We start from the raw sequence: 16,611 nt of genomic DNA on the forward strand, positions 1-16,611 counted from the left end.
TCACTCCTTTAGAGCTTCTTCTGCCTCAATCGCTTCATCCTTACCCTTTACTTTCTCCCCATTGGAGAGTTCGTAAGTGCCGCCGCCAACATGTTTTGGATATTCAGACTTTTCCTTAGCATCTTCTTTAACTGCCTCGGAATCATCGCCTGTCTGAATGGCATCATTATCCTGGGCACTTTCAATTTCTTCAACTTCAGCCAAATAGATCTTGTTATACTCCGGATGGATTTCGGATAGATAATGAACACGCTCCTCATCTGCAGAGTATCCTTCAGCTGGATAGGTATCACCCGGTTGATAAATCCGATTGTCATGGCCTTTATCTCGAAACCGATTAACTACCTTCGCTTTTAAAGACATATAAATCCCTCCTAAAAGAAATTAGAGACCCCGATTAAGGAGTCTCTACAGGTTCAGCACCGAATTGAATATCCAGGTCATAAATCAGTGCCGTTTTATTGTCTTTCGGCTTACCATTTGCAAATTGTTTGATGGTGTACAACATTGCATCTTCCATAGCCAATGTTTGATCAAACTTGTTCAGTTTGTACCCGCCTGCAATTACAGCAAGATATTCGCCTTGAACAAAGAACAGCGCCTTACCGACTGGAATCTCCTCGGACTCAACAATTTTGATGTTATAAGGTAGGGCTGTAACCCACTGGCCGTTAGAAGTTTGGATTGTGTTACGGAATTGAACGCTGATTGCATCTACTGGGTTCACAACCATAACGACTTTGTTCAACACTTTTCGTGTATCGCCTTTTTCGTCTGTGGATAGGGCTTTTACAACATCATGCAGTTCGCCAGCCACAACTTCACCCATCAACGATGGTGCAAATGTCAATGTACCGGATGATGTTTTAGCTGTAACAGCGCCAGTGCTGCTATCTACGTTTTTAGTCAATCCAATAGGTTCGTTTTGTGATGGTCCTCGACCATTTACCAAACCGTATTCAAGTCCGACAGAGTAGCTTTCAACCAGGAGTGTTCTAACATACCGCTCAACCCATTCCGGACCTAGTTCAAGCATGTCTTTCGGAATGACCGCAAAAGCAGTGAGTTTCAATTGAGTGATTTGTTCTTCTCGGAACGCAGCTGCTACTTGGCCTTTGATTCCACCAAATAGTTGCCCCCATGCATAAGCTTTTGTCGGGTCAGCATAAATGTAACGTGTCACCGCCCCAAGATCCTGAAGACCGATTGCATCCAATAGCGGGTGAGCCTTAACCAAATCCTCAAAAACGCGTTCTTGAGTAGTTACGGGCAAAATTGAGTCATCAGTGAATCCACCGCTGATAATGACCTCGTTAAAGAATTGACGTTCTGTTGCTGTAAGTACATTTTGTCCACGAGCGGCCAAGATTTGACTATCGTTATTATCATTACGGACTTGAGCCGTAATTTTCTCCGTCAGATCAGCTGCAAGCGCATCTTGCATATCATTCCAAGCAACCGCCTGCTTTTCTGCATCAGCGCCTTCTTTGATCATGTTCATGTAAGCTGCCTTTTTGGCCTCGAAGTTTTCCATACTACCTTTTAGTACCATTGTCATTTTGTCATGACCTCCAATTTATTCGAATTAAAAAAAGATCCTTGTCTCCGTTGCTGCTGGAGCAGGAACAGGATCCGGATCTTTACTTTGATTTTTTAGTTGAGCTACTTCGTTTTGCAGATTATGAATCTGTGCTTGTAACGATTTGGATTGTTCATTGTCTATGCCAGGATCATTATTACTAAACGGTGTGATCTGGTTGTTGAAACTCTCCGCCTGATCCTTAAAGATTTCAGACTCGACTTTTTCCGCACTGCCATCGACTATTTCGTCAGCCAATCCCAGTTTTAAAGCCTTGCTTGCAGACAGATACGTTTCATCTTCAAGCAGTTTTTTTGCAGTGCTCTCGTCTAACCTATGAGTGTAAGAAGCTAGAACCGATTCTCCAATACTGTCCAGATCATCTGCAGTCTTTCTTAGCTTCTTAGCATTCCCGGCTACAACGGTCCACGCATTGTGAAGCATGATTTGAGTGTTGGAATACATACGAACAACGTCAGCTCCCATACAAATCAACCCAGCAGCACTTGCAGCTATTCCTGTAACCGTAATTGTCACGCGACCCTTGTGACCTCGCAGTGTATTCATCATATCAATACCCACGAACACGTCACCGCCATATGAATTTATCTCCAAATCAATGTCTTCGTTCTCTTCAATGGACCTCATCATGTAGTTAAAATCCCAAACGCTCGAGTTCCAACTTGAAATGTCGCCTTTGATCTTATGCTTCATCTTTACCCCTCACCTCCTTCCCGATTATTAGCAGAAGCCGATTGATAGTTTTTGGTCAACACGTACTCATCAAGCGCTGGATTATCCACCGGCTCACCGCCTACCATTTTTCTAATTTCATTTCCGTTGTACGTACCGCTAGCACGCAATTTATCAATTGCATCAGCAAGTTCAAGTGGGTTCATATCCGCTATACCATGGACATTGATTCTCTTTCCACCCATGTATTCTTGCTTTGTGACCAACTTAGCGTTCAGCTCATCCTTAAACTTTTTGCTTAATGGACTTGTGCAAAACCTGGTATAAGCTTTAATTGCTGTTTCATAATCCGACATATCACCATGGACCAATGAATTCGGAATTCCGAGTATGTTTGCTACGTCATTTGTTAGGTCCCGTTTAATTTTATCCAACTCTTCAACCGATTTACCGTTATTCGATCCGTTATTGACCTCTGTGTACTCAAAACCTTTTAATTTCGGTACAAGCGCCACGACATTCGTCTTGAAGGATGTAAACAGCTTATCGATAAACTCTTGAAGTCGATTCCTTGTTTTATCATCAAGAGATTGAGTTGAATCAACGCCTACGGTACCCCTTATTTGGTTGCTCATTTTCTGGGTTTCTAGCATCCTGCCAAATAGATCAGCGTAATCCTCAAAAATTCCATCCATGAACTTGGTCAACTTTTCATTGTTGTACGTCAGGTAAATGACTTCATCCATTCGGAATGTTCGTTTAAATGTGTAATCTTTTACCGTGACATCCTTGAAGACATCTGGATAAACCGCATACTCTTCTCTTGAAAAGCTATCAGCGATCAAAAGATCATTATTGTCCGTCAGGAAAACCAATACCTCATTTTCATAAATCAATCTGTACGTAAACTGCTGCCAAAAATCTGCTGCAGATTGGTCTGTATTTGGACGAACATTGAGTAAATAATTCCAATCATCAAGGATCCTTTTATCATCCTTCATAATCCTGAACTCGCTTAGACTCATGGTCCTAGCTATGAAATTAATGCACGTCTCAAGTGCAATCCTTTTCAGATATGACCTCTTGGCAGAATCGTGTAGAATCTCAAAATCAAACAAGGTTTCTAGCTCGCTGTTGCGCTTGAACACACCATCCAGAAATCCCATCCCTTCTCACACCCCCTCTCCTAGAAGTTCAAGGCTTCGAGTGCATCCAATGCATCATCAATACCTTCCTCGCTGAGTTCTTCAAAGCGATACAAGCCGCAAACAAGAGCTTGAAAACCGTCTGTTTTTCTTCTGATCGGTTCTTTTTTGCCGTATATCTTGTTACCGTCTTTTTTGATCGTCACAAGCACGTTATTGGTGTACCAGCGCATCAACGGATTGTCACCCCAGATAAACATACCTTTGGCGAAATACATCTCTACACGCGGCGCTAAGAGGCCGTGAATTGCTTCCGGCCTGCGAATGACTTCAACTTCAAACCCTACTGCTTCGAGCAAAGGTTTCAGCATTTCCATTCGGTAGTTGTCACCAATGACTTTCTTGACACTGTATTTCATCCTCATTGTGACGAACCAATTCACGATATGTTCCAGGTTAATCATTTCCTCGTCCAAAACAGTGAGCAGCCCCTTGGACTCCCATTCTTTGATTGGAGCAAACTTCTCTTTGGTGTCCACCTGGCGCATGGAGTAGCCGTAATACTTATCTACAAACTCTTTTCTCGTCCAGGAGTGCGTGATAAACGGCACCTTTCCATCGTGTTTGAAAACTAAGCCAACAGAAGCAAAGTCCCGAATCTGCGCAAAGTCGATGCAACCAATCGCCTCCTTGCCCTCCAGATCTGGCAACGGTTGATTCGTAGCTTTAATCTCTTCCCACTTCGCTACGCTCCGTTCCAGATCGGTAACCGGCAGATTCATACGTTTGGTCATGAACTCTTCTCGGTTTGAAGGGTCGTCCGCCAAGTCTTCGTATTCCTCGTAGATCCTGTCATACAACCCTTGAGCATATTCATTCCTTGGCTCGCTGAGCATCGGGTTTGCCAGCTCCCACAATTCCGGACTATCAACCTCTTTTTCGTCGTTCAACTTACAGAGAAAAGGAAACACTGAGTTTACCCTGGCCTCGCCGCTTAATACTTTCTTGGCCTTCTCTTTGAACTTGTCCAAGAATCCATCACGCACATATCCGTCTGTACCAATGTAGAACTCGCGCGGATTTTTCTTTTTACCCAAACCGGATATGTGAACCCGGACGTCAGAGTTATCTTCAAAGTAATGGATCTCGTCAAAAACTACCGCACCGTCTCGAAGACCGTCCTTCGTGTTTCCGTTGGATGTTCTGAACTTGAAAATACTATCCGTCTTCTTGGAAAGTACCTGCATCGCTGTAGGCTTGAAGTGTTTCAACAATGTCTTTTCTCGCTTAATTGCCTTGGCTGCTTCCTCCACTGACGTTTTGGCTTGTTCCTCCGAGTTGGCAATAACAGATATGTTGTACTCTCGTATACCATGTAGCTCACTTATTAAAAAATGGCATACGACCGTGATAAGTCCGTTTTTTCCGCCACCCCTACCCATCATCCAAAGGAATTTCTGGTAGAACACCTGGTCAGTGTCTTTGAAAAACAAAAAAACGAAAGCAATCAAGAACTTCTGAAACGGCTGCAAAGGATAATACCACTTCGCCGCAAACCGGATACAGTTCTCAATCATTTCGTCTTGAAAATACAAATCGTCACGGGAAAGAACATCCCGCTCCAGGTATTCAATTAATTGCTCGCGTTCCCTGTTAAATTTTACTTTCCCCGTATGGTAAAGCTGAATATATGCATCAACGTATTTCTGTCGAATCATATCAATTCACTTTTCATTCCGCCCTTGGTTGATGAGCCCGTTTGTTCGGACTTCGGCACGTTCAAATTCAGAGCATCCAGGATCTTTATCATACGGTCGTTTGTTTTGTGTAAGTCAGCAATGGATGGGTTTGATTTCGGACCATGCATCCCGTTGATCTGGATTCCAGTTGTTTCGATATCAAGAATCAATTCATTCTTCAGATCCCATAATGACAGATAGTCTTTGACCAAATCTTTGTGATAAGAAGGAGGAGGACCATTCGCTTTTAATTGTTTCATCAGATCGCGCTCAATTTGCTTTCTTAACTTTTCGGCTGCATCAGTCAACAAAATCACCCCCTTTATTAATTTTCCATATATGACCATTATGCAGGCTTTATATATTTCCCCTAAAAAACCCGACAGAACACTCCCCCCACCGGTGCCCAAGGCTGAGCAAACCGCAAAACTTTTTGACCGGGGGGCCTATACCCATCTTTTTTCATTTAATTTTCGTATCAAAGGAACCTTTCCTTTGTCTTGCTCGATCACATGTTCGATCATGTACTCATGATCACCAACTACTTCAGTCCGTGTTCCCCATGAATACTCGATAGCAATCATTCCGGTTATCAACTCTCCATTGTGTTTCACAACCGGAAGACTGTTTAAGTCCTTCACTTCAATGACTAACAATGGTACATCTTCACCGCTACATGATGCGCATGTCAATCCATCGGTTCTTACCCCGACTGTTTCTGCTTTTCTTTGTCCGCATTTCACACAAGGTACCTTCATAAGTCATCACCTCTCGTACTATCGTTCGATCTTGATTACTGGAACTCCAGCGCTCTTTAATCGCCCATGGATGTCTTGAAAGAAGTTCTCGAAGAACGCTCTGTATTGAACGCCATGTAACCCATCCTGCAGTTTGTGAATATCCCTCGCCTTTATCGACTCACCACTTAAAGATACAATCTGCTTTATGATGTAAGCTAAAGTGAAGCCGTTGCGCCTACCGCTCGCAGTCCAGGAACCAGTCTTAATGAAAACCTTCTGCCACTCATACAAAGTAAATCCAAGCGCCTTTTCGATTGCAGGGAATAACTTGTCCCATTGTTGGTCACTGATCGTTCCTACCATCTTTCATCACACTCCCACTTGTTGGCGTTCCGTTCAAACACACGGTCATGCTCCCTGTTATGACAGTTAACACAGACCGTCTCCAGGTTGTCTATGTCAAGTGCCAGGTCTGGATGATCCTCAAGCTCCTTGATGTGATGGACCACAAGCTGTATTTTCTTGCGACCAGCAGACTCGCTGTATTCGTTTGTATCGATACTGACTAATCCATTTCGTTTACATGGCTGGCATTCGTAGTTGTCACGTTGCTTAACCTTTGCCCTCAGCTGCTTCCACTCTCCGCTGTCGTAGAACTTCCGCTTCTGCTCAATTGTCTTGTAGACGTTCATGTTGCACCTCAACTTGTAGCACCTTGGCTCGTTCCAATAAGGCGACGAGATGCTCTGCTTTGACTATAGCTTCATCTAATTCATGAGTATCAACGTTGACTTCAACCTTGACGCCATCAACCTTAGCCACAATTATTCCTCCTTCACTGTTTTGTATAAATATTCATGCCATTTAGCGCACAAATAACCCTTTTAAAATAAGGGTTTATCGGGTTTTTTTCGCTATGTTTACCTTCCCTTTTCCTTGATTTCTGCATAAATATTGAGTTATTCATATCTTATTAGAGAGCATAACTCCGCTCGTTTAAATTTTTCCTTATCCCATAAGGCTTTAGAGCTGTTATTAATTTTGAGTTATACACTCGCTAAATATGAATAGCTTATAATCCAAAGCTGGTCATTGCCGCATCCATCATGTCTTGGTCCATTCCGATGTAACGCATCGTGATGGATTTGTCCGAATGGTTCAGCAGCGTCTGCACGAGCGTTATGTCCTTTGTCTTTTGGTACATGTGGTAACCAAATGTCTTGCGCATAGTGTGCGTGCCGATATCGGCCAATCCGAAACGCTTGGCAGCCTTGCGCATGATCTTGTATGCCATGTCACGCTTGATTGGCTTGTTCTCTCCTTGACGGGATTGGAACAGGTATTCATCCCTTCCCATTCCTTCTGTAAACCTCTTCAGGTCCCGGCGTAACGCTGCGTTTATCTTGATCCACTTCTTTTTGTTCGTTTTCATTTCAATCAAGATGAGGTGTTCACCCTGCACGTCCCTTACTCGAAGCTTAAGCATGTCCTGTATTCGCAGTCCCGTATTGATGCCAAATACGAACATCATGTAATTGCGTTCGCTTTCCGACTTCAGGAACTCTTTTATATCATCAATGATAGCCGGGTCCCTGATCGGCTGTACGAAGTTCACCGGCCATCACCTCCCAATAAAAAGAGCCACTCAGTAATAACTGAATGACTCCGTTGATTTAATGTAATACAGGTTATCTAAACGCTTCGCACTCCCACCGGCGCCTCGATAAACGGTTGAGACACGAATCGGAACGAGAACTCAATTTCATCACCTGGCTGAAACGTGTTCACACCCTCCATACGCCAGTAATAAAACGGCGAATGCTTCGGCATGAAAGACTGCGCATCAGCTTGTTTCTTGATGTGGTCGGCCGGAAGTTGGCGAACAAATCTCTGTGTTCCGGCTTTTAGGTTAATCGGTTCCTTGAACACATCCCATGCAAGAGTTTGATTGTTGCCATATACCGGATCACCGTTCTCATTAGCTTGAATTAAAAAGCCGCAAATTAATTCAAGACCATTAATCGCACGACTTGATTTGAGGTCTACCACGATATGTGTCACGCTGTCTCTTTCCGCGCTCTTTGGTGAATAATTCAAATAGAATTTAAGTTGTGACATTTTTGTGCGGTCCTGAGTTGTGATCTCTGCCGGGAAAATAGCTTTACCAACCAAGGTATCTCCAACCAATGCTGGTCTGTGCCACTTCTGTTCTACTCCCGCAGCAGTCATGAAGCGATATTCGATTTGCTTTGAATCTGTTTTTGCAGATGTTGTATTGTCCGATGATGCAACGTGCATACAAAGTAAGTCGTTAGTATTGCGATATTGCCATCTGTTTACACTCACCACAAAAACCCCCAAACGTCTACGGATTGAATGTTTCCAGCTTTATTGTTTATCCCGACACTCAGCAAAGGCGCTCCAATTGTCTCAATAGGCAGCACCATTGTTTTAACTGTACTCATGTCGCCCAAAGTCAACGTATTAGCTACGTGGAAAGTGAATCCGCCGTCAAGGGAAATGCGTATCAACACTTCCAGGTTGCCCGCCCCACTCGTTTTAACTACCAGCCTAAGTTTGTCGTAATTCCTTACGTCGTAACTGGATGGCGTCAAAACTGGGGACGTGTTTCCGGCCGAAACGGCCATGGCTTTAAAAAATTGCGGATTCCATGTTTTCCGCGCATAAGGCATAATGCGGATAGTTCCCGTTTCCGGGTCATACCCGTGCGTGGTCGATGGCCCAACGATAGCCACATCTTCACCGTTTACGCCTTCATCTGCAGACATAGGTACATCTGTTGATACCGCCAGGGAAGAAACCCTTCTCCCTTTTATAATACGTTGTATTAATGACACCCTTGTCACCCTCCCATGTCTCTATAAAATTAAAAAAACATCCAATCATGTGTTATAGACTGGATGTACCGTTTGGATGCTTTTGCAGTTTTATAGATTAACAAATATAAAAGAGCACCCACTAAGGTGCCCTGAGTTTTCTTTCAAGTTATTGAGCGGCTGTCGCAAATTTGCTTCAAAAATTCATACGCTTCTTCGACATCTAATTTCCCTGTAGACACCCAAGCGTATTGAGTTGAAAGCGTACCGCCTTTAATAGTTCCGTGATAATAGCCATCATTTCCACGAGCGAATAAAATTTCCCAATTGACTATATTTTCACGGCCATACGCTCTCCCTACTGCTTGATAAAAGTAATGTTTGACCTCATTCATGAATTCTCACCTCCTGAGGGTAAGAATTCTACAAAAATTTTCAATTACCTTCACAATTCAAAGGCCTTACTGGGAATCGAACCCAGTTGCTCCAGTAGGCCATAATGCACGCTCATACGAGCATGCAAAAATCCGTATTTGTAAAGTTCGCCCGGATGGAGCGAACTTGCGGTGATCTTACCCGCTTTCCCCGCGCCACACCGCCCTTCGCCAGTTATGAAGCTTGACTGGGTCACCTAGCATGGTCGAGTCGCCTAGGGATAACGGAACTAGGCACACCGGAAGGAATAATTCCCTTCTTATGTGCCTAGTGTATAACTCATTAGCCGCCATTTTGGCGCCATATCACCGTCATTCTAGCGCCACTTTACCGTCACTTTTTACCGATGATTCCACATAACTTCAAGTGCTCTGCAATTGTGTCCAGTCCCACGCCTATTCGACGGTCAATGGTCCGTTCACTACGTCCGTTCTTTTGCCAGAACGTATCAAGTGTGCCTGAGTACTTTACGCCCTTGATGTATCTATGTTCAAATATCTTCTTAACGTCTTCATCTATAATCAAGCCGACAGCAACATTAATTTCGTCTACTTTCGGTCCATCTTCGCTCAATTTTTTCAGTTGGTTAGGAGTGAGTGTTGCCGGATCTCTGCGCCGTAAGTCTTTGACTTGCAGGGCCATTTTCGGATAACCCGTCAAAAGCTGCTTTACTTCGTTCCGTTCAACTTTTGTCACCCGTTCGAAAATCTCCATTTGTACCACCGCAAGCCCCATATATGGCCCCTTTCCTAAAAATCAAATGTAGCTTGTCCCACTGGAATCAATGGCTTCTTTGCTTCACGAATCAATCCTTCATCTACCCAGCGTTCCGGTGCTTTCTTTATATAATTATCCCAAACTGGTGTTCCCGCCACAATATCTTGGAACTTATTTTCCTCAACTGCTTTTTCCGTCCATTCCCAATGATATTTTGCTTCACGTTGGGTCATTTGATTTCACCGCCTGCCCGCTTCCGCCGCATCTCATCAACTTTATATTTAACGCATATCGCTTTGTAATCTTCAGCTTCACGCCGGGCCATATCCCGTTCAAATGTTAGCTGCCAATTAGTTTCAGTAACCTCCTGAAGCGCCTGGTCACGTTCCCTGATCATTTCAATCAGATCCACAGCAGCTGCCCCTTCCAACCCATCCAGATAATTCGCTACACGGTTGTTCATTCCACCACCAACCTCCCTATCTCCCGTAATTCCGCTTTACTTTTGGCCTTGGTGAAGCTGTTGAGATATGCGATTTTCTTCATGGAACGTCTCATCTCTTCCTTGGCGTTCCGCTTTTCCGTAGATGATAAGCCATGGCTAGAAAATTTATAAACCATATTCTGAGCGCTCAGTCCATCTAATAGTGATGCCTGAATAGCCACCGCATCATCATAGTTCAACCCGAATCGTCTCATGCTTGTTCCTCCTTGTATTTTCTAATGTCCTCTTTAACTTGCGCTACTGTGATCCATCCATGCCTCAATTGATCGTATCGGCTATAGTAAGTTTGGAATGTTCTCACGGCTTTAGCTTCTTCACCGTCAATTTCTTCTAAGATGTTCATTTCCTCAGTACTGAACCCTTTTTCTGCAAGGTACATTTCCCTTTTAGCAATATAATCCACTACAAGCTTCCGCGACCTTTCAATTTCTTCTTGGGTTGGCTTAAATGCTTTACGGAAGCTACTGAACATTTGAATCATCCTTAGGGAGATTTATAAGTGCGTAGTGGGTTACAACCGGCATATCTACGAGTTGGTCATAACCTGTATCGCTCGTCCACTTATACCAGGTGTATCCGAGATTTGGGTTGCTTGCATGAAACGCCAGCTCTGCATACACTCCATTTGTGATAAGATGCGGAACGTGACTTTGGATGCTTCGATCGTTTTTTTGGTATTTACGCCACTCTATCATTCTGTATCCGCTCCTTCCTCAACCAATTCGAAACATTCATCCAATACCAGTGATCCGCTTATATCCAGGCATCCTACGTATATTTCTCTTCCGTGGCTGTCTAAAGCAAAGTATTCTTCTGTTTCCTCATAAAGCTCCGCTACCAATTCCTCGGAATCTTTGACTTCCCCTACCAATTCCATTGATTGGTTGAATACTCGGAATGGATTCTGAGAAATAACCTTAATTTGTTTCATCGTTATCGGCTCCTTCCTTGGGAGCCAACAGAACTGACAACGCCACTCCGTATGCATCTCCCATTACCAAGTCTTGGGGAATCTCGCCCCAATACTTCTTTGCTATTCCTGGTACAGCGAAATGAAGCGATCTAAAAATATCACTAGATCCAGTCAGGTGTTTTCCGAACAACGTTTCGCTGTATTCTTGCTTGAAGCTTGGATGTTTTGCACTCATTGACCAAATTTTCATGATATGTGATCTGTGCTTGCTGGCTTCATAAGTGACAGCACAAAGCATTGCCAAAGCTCTATTCGTCTTCATTTCTTCCCGGAGTACATTGCGAAATTCGCTTCTTATCTTGCGATACTTGTTTTTTTTCCGGCTCATATCTTGTATATCCTCCTATTTGGGGAGACCGACCAAAACATGATACAGCCTCCACTATCGTTAAGTATTGCGGTCGAATCGGTGGCCTATCGGCCTTATTCATCATTTTGGCGGTCTACGCAGTAACAGCTTTTTCTTTTTCAAGTTCTGCTTTAAGTATTTCAGCGAATACAGGAGCGACCACTTCACAGAATGCTTGTGCTCTTCTGTCGGGCGTAGTGACAAGTAGATCGTCATACCAAAATTCATCCGAAAATACTTTTCTACGCTCATCGCTCGGCAGTTCGTGATAGAAAATAGAAGCAAAAGCATCATTAGATATCTCGGTATGGTCAATCATGTCCAAAGCGTCCCATAAATCTCTCGCTTGCTCTGGCGCCAGTTCATCACGCAAGTACGGTTTTCGATTTCCATCTTCTCTGCGTTTCTGGAGTATTCGACTTTTCATGTTGTCGATGGTTTTCTCCATATCAATTCTTCCGTCCCGTTCGGAATCATGGATTTTCCTGTAAAGGTAACTGGTATCCTTGGAGCAAATTTCGAGAAGGAACGATTTAAAACAGTCTCCAAATGATCCCCAGCGATATGAAAAGTCACCGCAATCGGTTTGAGCATTAAAGACGCCGTCATCGCTTATGGAGATAATTGCCCACGCACACCGCCAGTGATTTCCACCCTTTAATCGAATGTTATAACGTTCCATGGTTGATTTTCCGAGATTATATTCTTGCATCTTATATCCTCCTTAGTAGGGAGAGGCCCAGCCTCAACCCGATTATTTAGCCCATTCAGGTGCATCATTTGGTGTGTAAGCAAGGAATCCGCCTCTACTCTCCTGAAACCACTTGGCACCAGCATCAAAGCCGATAACCGAAATATCAATGTACTCACCATCATCCGATGTCCATTCGTCAATATCTGCATTGGTTAGTCCAATCTGTTCCAGCACCGCGATTGTCTCAGGAGAGTTTGCAACCATTACGTATTCCAGTTCTCCTAATGATGATTCCGCTTCGATAACTGGCAAGCTATTCAGCAGCTCAAGTTTGTTCATTGGTTCCCCTCTCCTTCCTGACCCAAAACCTTCTCCAGAAAAAGAAGAACTTGCTCTATGTCTTCTAAGTCCATTGAAAAATCCGACTCTTTCAGAATCCTAATATCTAATCGCTCCAAGAATTTGTAGTCAATTGTCCATCCGCCTTCACCATCAGCCTGTCGTGGGAATCTGATTTTTCGCTCCTCTTCAAGCTCCTTGCGGAGCCGCACAATTTCAACGTTGTAATTAGCATCTTTCACTGCTTGGCTTGTGAGAGATCGGCGAAGAGATTGGTTCTCTTCTCTTGCCTCTTCCAGATCTATGCGGAGCCTATCAGCCTCTGCTCGAGCATCCAACATTTCACCAAGGTTCTCACCGCGTTCCGCCTTATAATCACGTAGCTCCTGAATGGCTTGGTCCCGTTCAGCCTCCAGGCTGCATATATGGCATGTATCGTTTTTCATGAGCGGTACCATGTGTTTGCAATAGTCTGTATTCATGACTCTTCTCCCTCCCCTTCAATCGTGAGGTTGTAACGAATGCCATGATGCTTGTTAACGTTGTTGCAGTAATATCTGCTTGCCAGACGTTTAAAGCCGGGTTTGAGATAACTCGTTCCGCAGACCGGGCAAGTGACCTTATCTTCTTTCATAACGTGGGACATACCACGTTTTTTATTTTTTACGTAATGCTCACCGTTATCTAGATTGATAATTCGATAATCACCAAACGAATCCACATACCACCACAGGACGTACGAGACGTGTTCAAGTGTCTGCCAAATAGTTGCATCCTCTGTGGAACGGACATCGTTGTATGGGTGATCCTGCCCCGTTCCATCGTGTTGCAAATACTTCCCTGTCCTTCTGTCCTGTATGACGAAACTTCCTTTAGTTTCAGTTATTAACATGAATGTTCTTCCTCCCCTATAACACTTCGATTTTCAATTTCTTGCGGCGCTCACTGAACAACTTCGCTTTCGCTTCTTTGCGATTTATCGGGTATACAGGACGGGCAATCATGTCAATTGCCAAGTCCGTGCTTTTAAGTGATATGCTCGTATATTCGATTATTTTGAAAACCTCTCCGTGGATGACGTGTGTGGATCCTAACCGGATGGTTGGTATAATCTCATTCCATTGGTTGTGCGGAATTTCAATATCCAATTCCACTGTGAAAGGCTCTCTATAAGCCTTTGCCTTGCTGACAAAATCCGTCTGGTTAAGTCGTTGGCAGGTGTAACGGACAAGAATCATCGAACTCAACATTTCGAAATTCTCAATCCCTAGAACAAGCATTGGTTCGCCACGTACTTCTATTGTTTCCCCGACCTTGTACGGCTGCTTGAACAGTTTGAATCTGCCAATGACAGTTGTGATTAACTTATCCGTGTATATCCCTCCCTGGGAAAGAGGCCCTAAGACCTCAACCCCAATGTCCATTTCTTTTAAGGATTTCCGCTACTTCTTCTGCATAAGGTTCATCTACGTTAATTATCAGATATGCGTTAACAGGCTGTTTGCCATCGTTTCTGCGGCCGCATTCGATCAAGTGGCACAAGTAATTGAAATCAGCTTTGTTCTTATCGCTGAGATATTTAACAGCATCGTCATGCTTTATAACACCGCAGTATTTGTTTTGCATGCCTTCCATCCACTCTTCCATGTGTGTATCTCTCCTTTGGTGGGCCTATACCCTCAAAATAGTGTCAGTTGCATATTCTCAATCCGGCGTTGTCCTCCAGCTGCATATTCTGCGTCCTGCTCGATCACAATGTAATTCCGTCCGGTTCGTGCTGCAGCTACTGCTGTCGTGCAGCTTCCACCGCAGTTATCAAGCACCGTTTCGCCAGGAGCGGTATAAGTCTTAATCAGGTATTCGCAGAGCTCCACGGGCTTCTGATTCGGGTGTATGCGCTCAGGGTCGTCATTGTTCACTACCGGGTAGTAAAGTACGCTGCGCGGGTACCTTTCCGTTGCTCCTGCATTATTCGGAGTTGCTTTTCCTTTTCCGTATACAGGTGAATTATGGTTACCAAGGGCAGCATTCATCGGCTTGTGACCCTGTGACATCTGCGGATTGTATACAGGAGGCCGTTTGTAAAATACCAGGATGTTTTCATGCGCCTGCATTGGCATAAGTCCTTTGTTTAGGTGTCCGGTCGCTTTGTTCTTCTCCCAGATCCATTCGTACCGGAACAACTTCATGTTGCTTGCTGCCAGCGCCTTATCAAACGGTGCTTTAGCGAACAGGACGATTGCTCCGTTGTCTTTGATCATCCGTTCGTATTCCGTCCAAAGTCTTTCAAACGGAAGCACAGAGTCCCATGGGCTTTGCGTGGTTCCATAAGGCAGATCACAGAGGATCATGTCGATGCTCCCGTCTGGGATGTACGGGAAGACATCGAAGCAATCCGCGTTAATAATCTGGTTGATCATGTTGCCTATCCCCTCCCTATCCCCTAACCTCTGTGGGTTATACGTTGTATTGGTGATAACTCCTACAATGTTTTACCGCCGTGTCTCTGAGGTCTTGTAGCGTTGTATTCCATCTTTTCAAGGATTGCTTGTTCCAGATCGATTCCGTACCGTCCGCAGGCATCAAATACCCGGATAACGATGTCAGCAAGCTCTGAAGGGATGCCACAAGGCTTATCCTCAACGCTGTTACGCTTGTCCGATTTCAATACGAGCCCAGCAGCTTTACGCTCATACCACATATGATCCGGTGCTTCACCAACTCGATAGTCTTCCAAGGCTTCCGACGCTTCACTATGGATAAGAGCAATAATTTCACCGAAACTCCGCTCTTCGTCCCACCAGCCTTTGTTTACTGCATTCGTATGTGCTGCTTTTACCAGATCGTTAATTGATTTCATATTTATTCTCTCCTTTGAATGGGCCAGAGGCCTTTTTGTGATTATGAACGTGTTAAATGCTTTCCTAATTCCTGCAGTTGCTTTCCAACAGGGCATTCACGATTACAATGGTTGTCTATCTTTGAAAACGATCCGCCGTGAAGCCGGTTATATTCCTTCCGTATCGGGCAGCTGCCGCACTTGGATTCCAAAATATCACCGATCTGGAATGTAGCTTCTGTCCTGTTCATGCTTTAATCGCTCCTTCTACTCGACCAGATCGGGATTTCCGTTCTCTTTTCAGATGCATGCCCAATTCTTGAAGCTGTTTACCGATAGGACATTCCAGTAAGCACTGACTAACTAACATGTTCCCGTATAAACACGACTTGCAGTGCTTGTTTACAACCTTATCGATTTTTTCTAAGGCAGCCTGCCTGCCGATAAGGTATTCTGGTTCTTGCGGTCTCTCGGCTACACGTCTAACAAGACTGGGAGTCTTTTTCGGCTTCTCTTTAGCAATTCGGACAAGAGGTGGTTTACTCGCTGCCTCAATCGGAGACATCCCTTCATGCCTTCTTCGCATAAAAGTGCTGTAAGACACGTTGTTAGCTGCTGCAATCCCATTAACTTCGTTCCATCCTGATTTCATGTTCATGTTGTAACACCCCTCTTCCGATACATTTTAGGTGTTTTAGATCGATCCACAGGTTCCGTTGCGGCCCGTTCATAACTCCATCCGCTTTTAACCCGGGCATAGTAAGTCTTTCTCGGTATTTTGTTACCCTCTGCCATGTCTGGCCATCTCCCGTGGAAATCATGGAAGCGTACCGGCTCTGTAGTCGCTCGTTCAATATCCCAATCGTATTTCTTAACTCGCTCAATCAATATCGCTTTGCTGATATCGTTCTTAGCTGCTGTCTCAATATCTTTTTGAGTGATTTCCCGCGTAATGGACATCTGCTCTGCCTGATATCCGCAGAACGGACATTGAAAAACATCCGTTCTTAACTCCTTCATGTCCGAC

The 16,611-nt window shown here is 44.2% G+C and carries 32 protein-coding genes; all 32 read right to left on the bottom strand.

The window, feature by feature from the left end:
* The 32 genes from AC3WQ3_RS22040 to AC3WQ3_RS22195 all read right to left on the bottom strand — a co-directional run bounded on the left by AC3WQ3_RS22040 (nt 1) and on the right by AC3WQ3_RS22195 (nt 16,604).
* On the bottom strand, nt 1-363 hold the full coding sequence (locus tag AC3WQ3_RS22040; protein WP_492473552.1) for a hypothetical protein: 363 nt from the start codon (nt 361-363) through the stop codon (nt 1-3).
* A 34-nt stretch (nt 364-397) separates the two neighbouring features.
* Nucleotides 398-1,558 (bottom strand): phage major capsid family protein, encoded by a 1,161-nt coding sequence (locus AC3WQ3_RS22045; RefSeq protein ID WP_492473553.1) that lies wholly within the window; start codon nt 1,556-1,558, stop codon nt 398-400.
* 27 nt (nt 1,559-1,585) lie between these two features.
* Nucleotides 1,586-2,293, bottom strand: coding sequence for a head maturation protease, ClpP-related (locus AC3WQ3_RS22050; protein ID WP_492473554.1), 708 nt, complete (start codon nt 2,291-2,293; stop codon nt 1,586-1,588).
* A gap of 2 nt (nt 2,294-2,295) precedes the next feature.
* Nucleotides 2,296-3,438 carry a phage portal protein gene (locus tag AC3WQ3_RS22055; protein ID WP_492473555.1) on the bottom strand — a complete coding sequence of 381 codons (1,143 nt, stop codon included), beginning with the start codon at nt 3,436-3,438 and terminating at the stop codon, nt 2,296-2,298.
* A gap of 20 nt (nt 3,439-3,458) precedes the next feature.
* Nucleotides 3,459-5,135: a terminase TerL endonuclease subunit gene (locus tag AC3WQ3_RS22060; protein WP_492473556.1), complete on the bottom strand. Its 1,677-nt coding sequence runs from the start codon at nt 5,133-5,135 to the stop codon at nt 3,459-3,461.
* Nucleotides 5,132-5,416: a hypothetical protein gene (locus tag AC3WQ3_RS22065; protein WP_492473628.1), complete on the bottom strand. Its 285-nt coding sequence runs from the start codon at nt 5,414-5,416 to the stop codon at nt 5,132-5,134. Before AC3WQ3_RS22065 ends, AC3WQ3_RS22060 begins: the two co-directional genes overlap by 4 nt.
* 186 nt (nt 5,417-5,602) lie before the next feature.
* The gene (locus tag AC3WQ3_RS22070; RefSeq protein ID WP_492473557.1) at nt 5,603-5,899 is read right to left on the bottom strand and encodes a hypothetical protein; all 297 of its coding nucleotides are present in this window, start codon (nt 5,897-5,899) and stop codon (nt 5,603-5,605) included.
* 33 nt (nt 5,900-5,932) lie between these two features.
* On the bottom strand, nt 5,933-6,259 hold the full coding sequence (locus tag AC3WQ3_RS22075; protein WP_492473558.1) for a hypothetical protein: 327 nt from the start codon (nt 6,257-6,259) through the stop codon (nt 5,933-5,935).
* Nucleotides 6,253-6,588, bottom strand: coding sequence for an HNH endonuclease (locus tag AC3WQ3_RS22080; RefSeq protein WP_492473559.1), 336 nt, complete (start codon nt 6,586-6,588; stop codon nt 6,253-6,255). The genes AC3WQ3_RS22075 and AC3WQ3_RS22080 overlap by 7 nt, the downstream gene beginning before the upstream one ends.
* The gene (locus AC3WQ3_RS22085; protein WP_492473560.1) at nt 6,566-6,718 is read right to left on the bottom strand and encodes a hypothetical protein; all 153 of its coding nucleotides are present in this window, start codon (nt 6,716-6,718) and stop codon (nt 6,566-6,568) included. Before AC3WQ3_RS22085 ends, AC3WQ3_RS22080 begins: the two co-directional genes overlap by 23 nt.
* 250 nt (nt 6,719-6,968) lie before the next feature.
* Entirely contained in the window at nt 6,969-7,511 is a 543-nt protein-coding gene (locus AC3WQ3_RS22090) for a site-specific integrase (protein WP_492473561.1), read from the bottom strand.
* Between the two features lie 77 nt (nt 7,512-7,588).
* Entirely contained in the window at nt 7,589-8,242 is a 654-nt protein-coding gene (locus AC3WQ3_RS22095) for a hypothetical protein (protein ID WP_492473562.1), read from the bottom strand.
* Nucleotides 8,239-8,754 carry a hypothetical protein gene (locus tag AC3WQ3_RS22100; protein ID WP_492473563.1) on the bottom strand — a complete coding sequence of 172 codons (516 nt, stop codon included), beginning with the start codon at nt 8,752-8,754 and terminating at the stop codon, nt 8,239-8,241. The genes AC3WQ3_RS22095 and AC3WQ3_RS22100 overlap by 4 nt, the downstream gene beginning before the upstream one ends.
* A 143-nt stretch (nt 8,755-8,897) precedes the next feature.
* Nucleotides 8,898-9,128: a hypothetical protein gene (locus AC3WQ3_RS22105; protein ID WP_492473564.1), complete on the bottom strand. Its 231-nt coding sequence runs from the start codon at nt 9,126-9,128 to the stop codon at nt 8,898-8,900.
* Between the two features lie 373 nt (nt 9,129-9,501).
* On the bottom strand, nt 9,502-9,903 hold the full coding sequence (locus AC3WQ3_RS22110; protein ID WP_492473565.1) for a hypothetical protein: 402 nt from the start codon (nt 9,901-9,903) through the stop codon (nt 9,502-9,504).
* Nucleotides 9,904-9,917: 14 nt separating this feature from the next.
* Nucleotides 9,918-10,118 carry a hypothetical protein gene (locus AC3WQ3_RS22115; RefSeq protein WP_492473566.1) on the bottom strand — a complete coding sequence of 67 codons (201 nt, stop codon included), beginning with the start codon at nt 10,116-10,118 and terminating at the stop codon, nt 9,918-9,920.
* Nucleotides 10,115-10,348, bottom strand: coding sequence for a hypothetical protein (locus AC3WQ3_RS22120; RefSeq protein WP_492473567.1), 234 nt, complete (start codon nt 10,346-10,348; stop codon nt 10,115-10,117). Before AC3WQ3_RS22120 ends, AC3WQ3_RS22115 begins: the two co-directional genes overlap by 4 nt.
* A complete protein-coding gene (locus AC3WQ3_RS22125; RefSeq protein WP_492473568.1) occupies nt 10,345-10,584 on the bottom strand; it encodes a hypothetical protein in 240 nt (79 codons plus the stop codon). The genes AC3WQ3_RS22120 and AC3WQ3_RS22125 overlap by 4 nt, the downstream gene beginning before the upstream one ends.
* A complete protein-coding gene (locus AC3WQ3_RS22130; protein WP_492473569.1) occupies nt 10,581-10,862 on the bottom strand; it encodes a hypothetical protein in 282 nt (93 codons plus the stop codon). Before AC3WQ3_RS22130 ends, AC3WQ3_RS22125 begins: the two co-directional genes overlap by 4 nt.
* A 219-nt stretch (nt 10,863-11,081) precedes the next feature.
* Entirely contained in the window at nt 11,082-11,321 is a 240-nt protein-coding gene (locus tag AC3WQ3_RS22135) for a hypothetical protein (protein WP_492473570.1), read from the bottom strand.
* The gene (locus tag AC3WQ3_RS22140) at nt 11,308-11,691 is read right to left on the bottom strand and encodes a hypothetical protein (RefSeq protein WP_492473571.1); all 384 of its coding nucleotides are present in this window, start codon (nt 11,689-11,691) and stop codon (nt 11,308-11,310) included. The genes AC3WQ3_RS22135 and AC3WQ3_RS22140 overlap by 14 nt, the downstream gene beginning before the upstream one ends.
* A gap of 115 nt (nt 11,692-11,806) precedes the next feature.
* Entirely contained in the window at nt 11,807-12,424 is a 618-nt protein-coding gene (locus tag AC3WQ3_RS22145; RefSeq protein WP_492473572.1) for a phiTE_072 family protein, read from the bottom strand.
* A 42-nt stretch (nt 12,425-12,466) separates the two neighbouring features.
* Nucleotides 12,467-12,745 (bottom strand): hypothetical protein, encoded by a 279-nt coding sequence (locus AC3WQ3_RS22150; RefSeq protein ID WP_492473573.1) that lies wholly within the window; start codon nt 12,743-12,745, stop codon nt 12,467-12,469.
* Nucleotides 12,742-13,227 carry a hypothetical protein gene (locus AC3WQ3_RS22155; RefSeq protein WP_492473574.1) on the bottom strand — a complete coding sequence of 162 codons (486 nt, stop codon included), beginning with the start codon at nt 13,225-13,227 and terminating at the stop codon, nt 12,742-12,744. Before AC3WQ3_RS22155 ends, AC3WQ3_RS22150 begins: the two co-directional genes overlap by 4 nt.
* Nucleotides 13,224-13,637, bottom strand: coding sequence for a hypothetical protein (locus AC3WQ3_RS22160; protein WP_492473575.1), 414 nt, complete (start codon nt 13,635-13,637; stop codon nt 13,224-13,226). Before AC3WQ3_RS22160 ends, AC3WQ3_RS22155 begins: the two co-directional genes overlap by 4 nt.
* Before the next feature lie 16 nt (nt 13,638-13,653).
* Nucleotides 13,654-13,992, bottom strand: a complete 339-nt coding sequence (locus AC3WQ3_RS22165) for a hypothetical protein (RefSeq protein ID WP_492473576.1) — start codon at nt 13,990-13,992, stop codon at nt 13,654-13,656.
* Between the two features lie 160 nt (nt 13,993-14,152).
* Nucleotides 14,153-14,392 carry a hypothetical protein gene (locus tag AC3WQ3_RS22170; RefSeq protein ID WP_492473577.1) on the bottom strand — a complete coding sequence of 80 codons (240 nt, stop codon included), beginning with the start codon at nt 14,390-14,392 and terminating at the stop codon, nt 14,153-14,155.
* A 32-nt stretch (nt 14,393-14,424) separates the two neighbouring features.
* Nucleotides 14,425-15,165, bottom strand: a complete 741-nt coding sequence (locus AC3WQ3_RS22175; protein WP_492473578.1) for a DNA-methyltransferase — start codon at nt 15,163-15,165, stop codon at nt 14,425-14,427.
* 62 nt (nt 15,166-15,227) lie between these two features.
* Nucleotides 15,228-15,605, bottom strand: coding sequence for a nucleoside triphosphate pyrophosphohydrolase family protein (locus AC3WQ3_RS22180; protein ID WP_492473579.1), 378 nt, complete (start codon nt 15,603-15,605; stop codon nt 15,228-15,230).
* Between the two features lie 41 nt (nt 15,606-15,646).
* Complete coding sequence (locus AC3WQ3_RS22185; RefSeq protein ID WP_492473580.1) at nt 15,647-15,835, bottom strand: zinc-finger domain-containing protein; 189 nt, start codon at nt 15,833-15,835, stop codon at nt 15,647-15,649.
* Nucleotides 15,832-16,242, bottom strand: a complete 411-nt coding sequence (locus tag AC3WQ3_RS22190) for a hypothetical protein (protein WP_492473581.1) — start codon at nt 16,240-16,242, stop codon at nt 15,832-15,834. The genes AC3WQ3_RS22185 and AC3WQ3_RS22190 overlap by 4 nt, the downstream gene beginning before the upstream one ends.
* Entirely contained in the window at nt 16,239-16,604 is a 366-nt protein-coding gene (locus AC3WQ3_RS22195; RefSeq protein WP_492473582.1) for a hypothetical protein, read from the bottom strand. The genes AC3WQ3_RS22190 and AC3WQ3_RS22195 overlap by 4 nt, the downstream gene beginning before the upstream one ends.
* Between the last annotated feature and the right edge of the window lie 7 nt (nt 16,605-16,611).

This window comes from Paenibacillus sp. FW104-T2, from assembly GCF_058789975.1.

Coding starts and splice junctions, on each gene's coding strand:
- AC3WQ3_RS22080 (WP_492473559.1), bottom strand. CDS start 6,588: ATGAACGTCTACAAGACAATTGAGCAGAAGCGGAAGTTCTACGACAGC.
- AC3WQ3_RS22180 (WP_492473579.1), bottom strand. CDS start 15,605: ATGAAATCAATTAACGATCTGGTAAAAGCAGCACATACGAATGCAGTA.
- AC3WQ3_RS22120 (WP_492473567.1), bottom strand. CDS start 10,348: ATGAACAACCGTGTAGCGAATTATCTGGATGGGTTGGAAGGGGCAGCT.
- AC3WQ3_RS22170 (WP_492473577.1), bottom strand. CDS start 14,392: ATGGAAGAGTGGATGGAAGGCATGCAAAACAAATACTGCGGTGTTATA.
- AC3WQ3_RS22135 (WP_492473570.1), bottom strand. CDS start 11,321: ATGAAACAAATTAAGGTTATTTCTCAGAATCCATTCCGAGTATTCAAC.
- AC3WQ3_RS22050 (WP_492473554.1), bottom strand. CDS start 2,293: ATGAAGCATAAGATCAAAGGCGACATTTCAAGTTGGAACTCGAGCGTT.
- AC3WQ3_RS22175 (WP_492473578.1), bottom strand. CDS start 15,165: ATGATCAACCAGATTATTAACGCGGATTGCTTCGATGTCTTCCCGTAC.
- AC3WQ3_RS22115 (WP_492473566.1), bottom strand. CDS start 10,118: ATGACCCAACGTGAAGCAAAATATCATTGGGAATGGACGGAAAAAGCA.
- AC3WQ3_RS22060 (WP_492473556.1), bottom strand. CDS start 5,135: ATGATTCGACAGAAATACGTTGATGCATATATTCAGCTTTACCATACG.
- AC3WQ3_RS22160 (WP_492473575.1), bottom strand. CDS start 13,637: ATGTTAATAACTGAAACTAAAGGAAGTTTCGTCATACAGGACAGAAGG.
- AC3WQ3_RS22140 (WP_492473571.1), bottom strand. CDS start 11,691: ATGAGCCGGAAAAAAAACAAGTATCGCAAGATAAGAAGCGAATTTCGC.
- AC3WQ3_RS22105 (WP_492473564.1), bottom strand. CDS start 9,128: ATGAATGAGGTCAAACATTACTTTTATCAAGCAGTAGGGAGAGCGTAT.
- AC3WQ3_RS22150 (WP_492473573.1), bottom strand. CDS start 12,745: ATGAACAAACTTGAGCTGCTGAATAGCTTGCCAGTTATCGAAGCGGAA.
- AC3WQ3_RS22190 (WP_492473581.1), bottom strand. CDS start 16,242: ATGAACATGAAATCAGGATGGAACGAAGTTAATGGGATTGCAGCAGCT.
- AC3WQ3_RS22110 (WP_492473565.1), bottom strand. CDS start 9,903: ATGGGGCTTGCGGTGGTACAAATGGAGATTTTCGAACGGGTGACAAAA.
- AC3WQ3_RS22185 (WP_492473580.1), bottom strand. CDS start 15,835: ATGAACAGGACAGAAGCTACATTCCAGATCGGTGATATTTTGGAATCC.
- AC3WQ3_RS22055 (WP_492473555.1), bottom strand. CDS start 3,438: ATGGGATTTCTGGATGGTGTGTTCAAGCGCAACAGCGAGCTAGAAACC.
- AC3WQ3_RS22130 (WP_492473569.1), bottom strand. CDS start 10,862: ATGTTCAGTAGCTTCCGTAAAGCATTTAAGCCAACCCAAGAAGAAATT.
- AC3WQ3_RS22195 (WP_492473582.1), bottom strand. CDS start 16,604: ATGAAGGAGTTAAGAACGGATGTTTTTCAATGTCCGTTCTGCGGATAT.
- AC3WQ3_RS22045 (WP_492473553.1), bottom strand. CDS start 1,558: ATGACAATGGTACTAAAAGGTAGTATGGAAAACTTCGAGGCCAAAAAG.
- AC3WQ3_RS22075 (WP_492473558.1), bottom strand. CDS start 6,259: ATGGTAGGAACGATCAGTGACCAACAATGGGACAAGTTATTCCCTGCA.
- AC3WQ3_RS22065 (WP_492473628.1), bottom strand. CDS start 5,416: ATGAAACAATTAAAAGCGAATGGTCCTCCTCCTTCTTATCACAAAGAT.
- AC3WQ3_RS22125 (WP_492473568.1), bottom strand. CDS start 10,584: ATGAGACGATTCGGGTTGAACTATGATGATGCGGTGGCTATTCAGGCA.
- AC3WQ3_RS22145 (WP_492473572.1), bottom strand. CDS start 12,424: ATGCAAGAATATAATCTCGGAAAATCAACCATGGAACGTTATAACATT.
- AC3WQ3_RS22155 (WP_492473574.1), bottom strand. CDS start 13,227: ATGAATACAGACTATTGCAAACACATGGTACCGCTCATGAAAAACGAT.
- AC3WQ3_RS22040 (WP_492473552.1), bottom strand. CDS start 363: ATGTCTTTAAAAGCGAAGGTAGTTAATCGGTTTCGAGATAAAGGCCAT.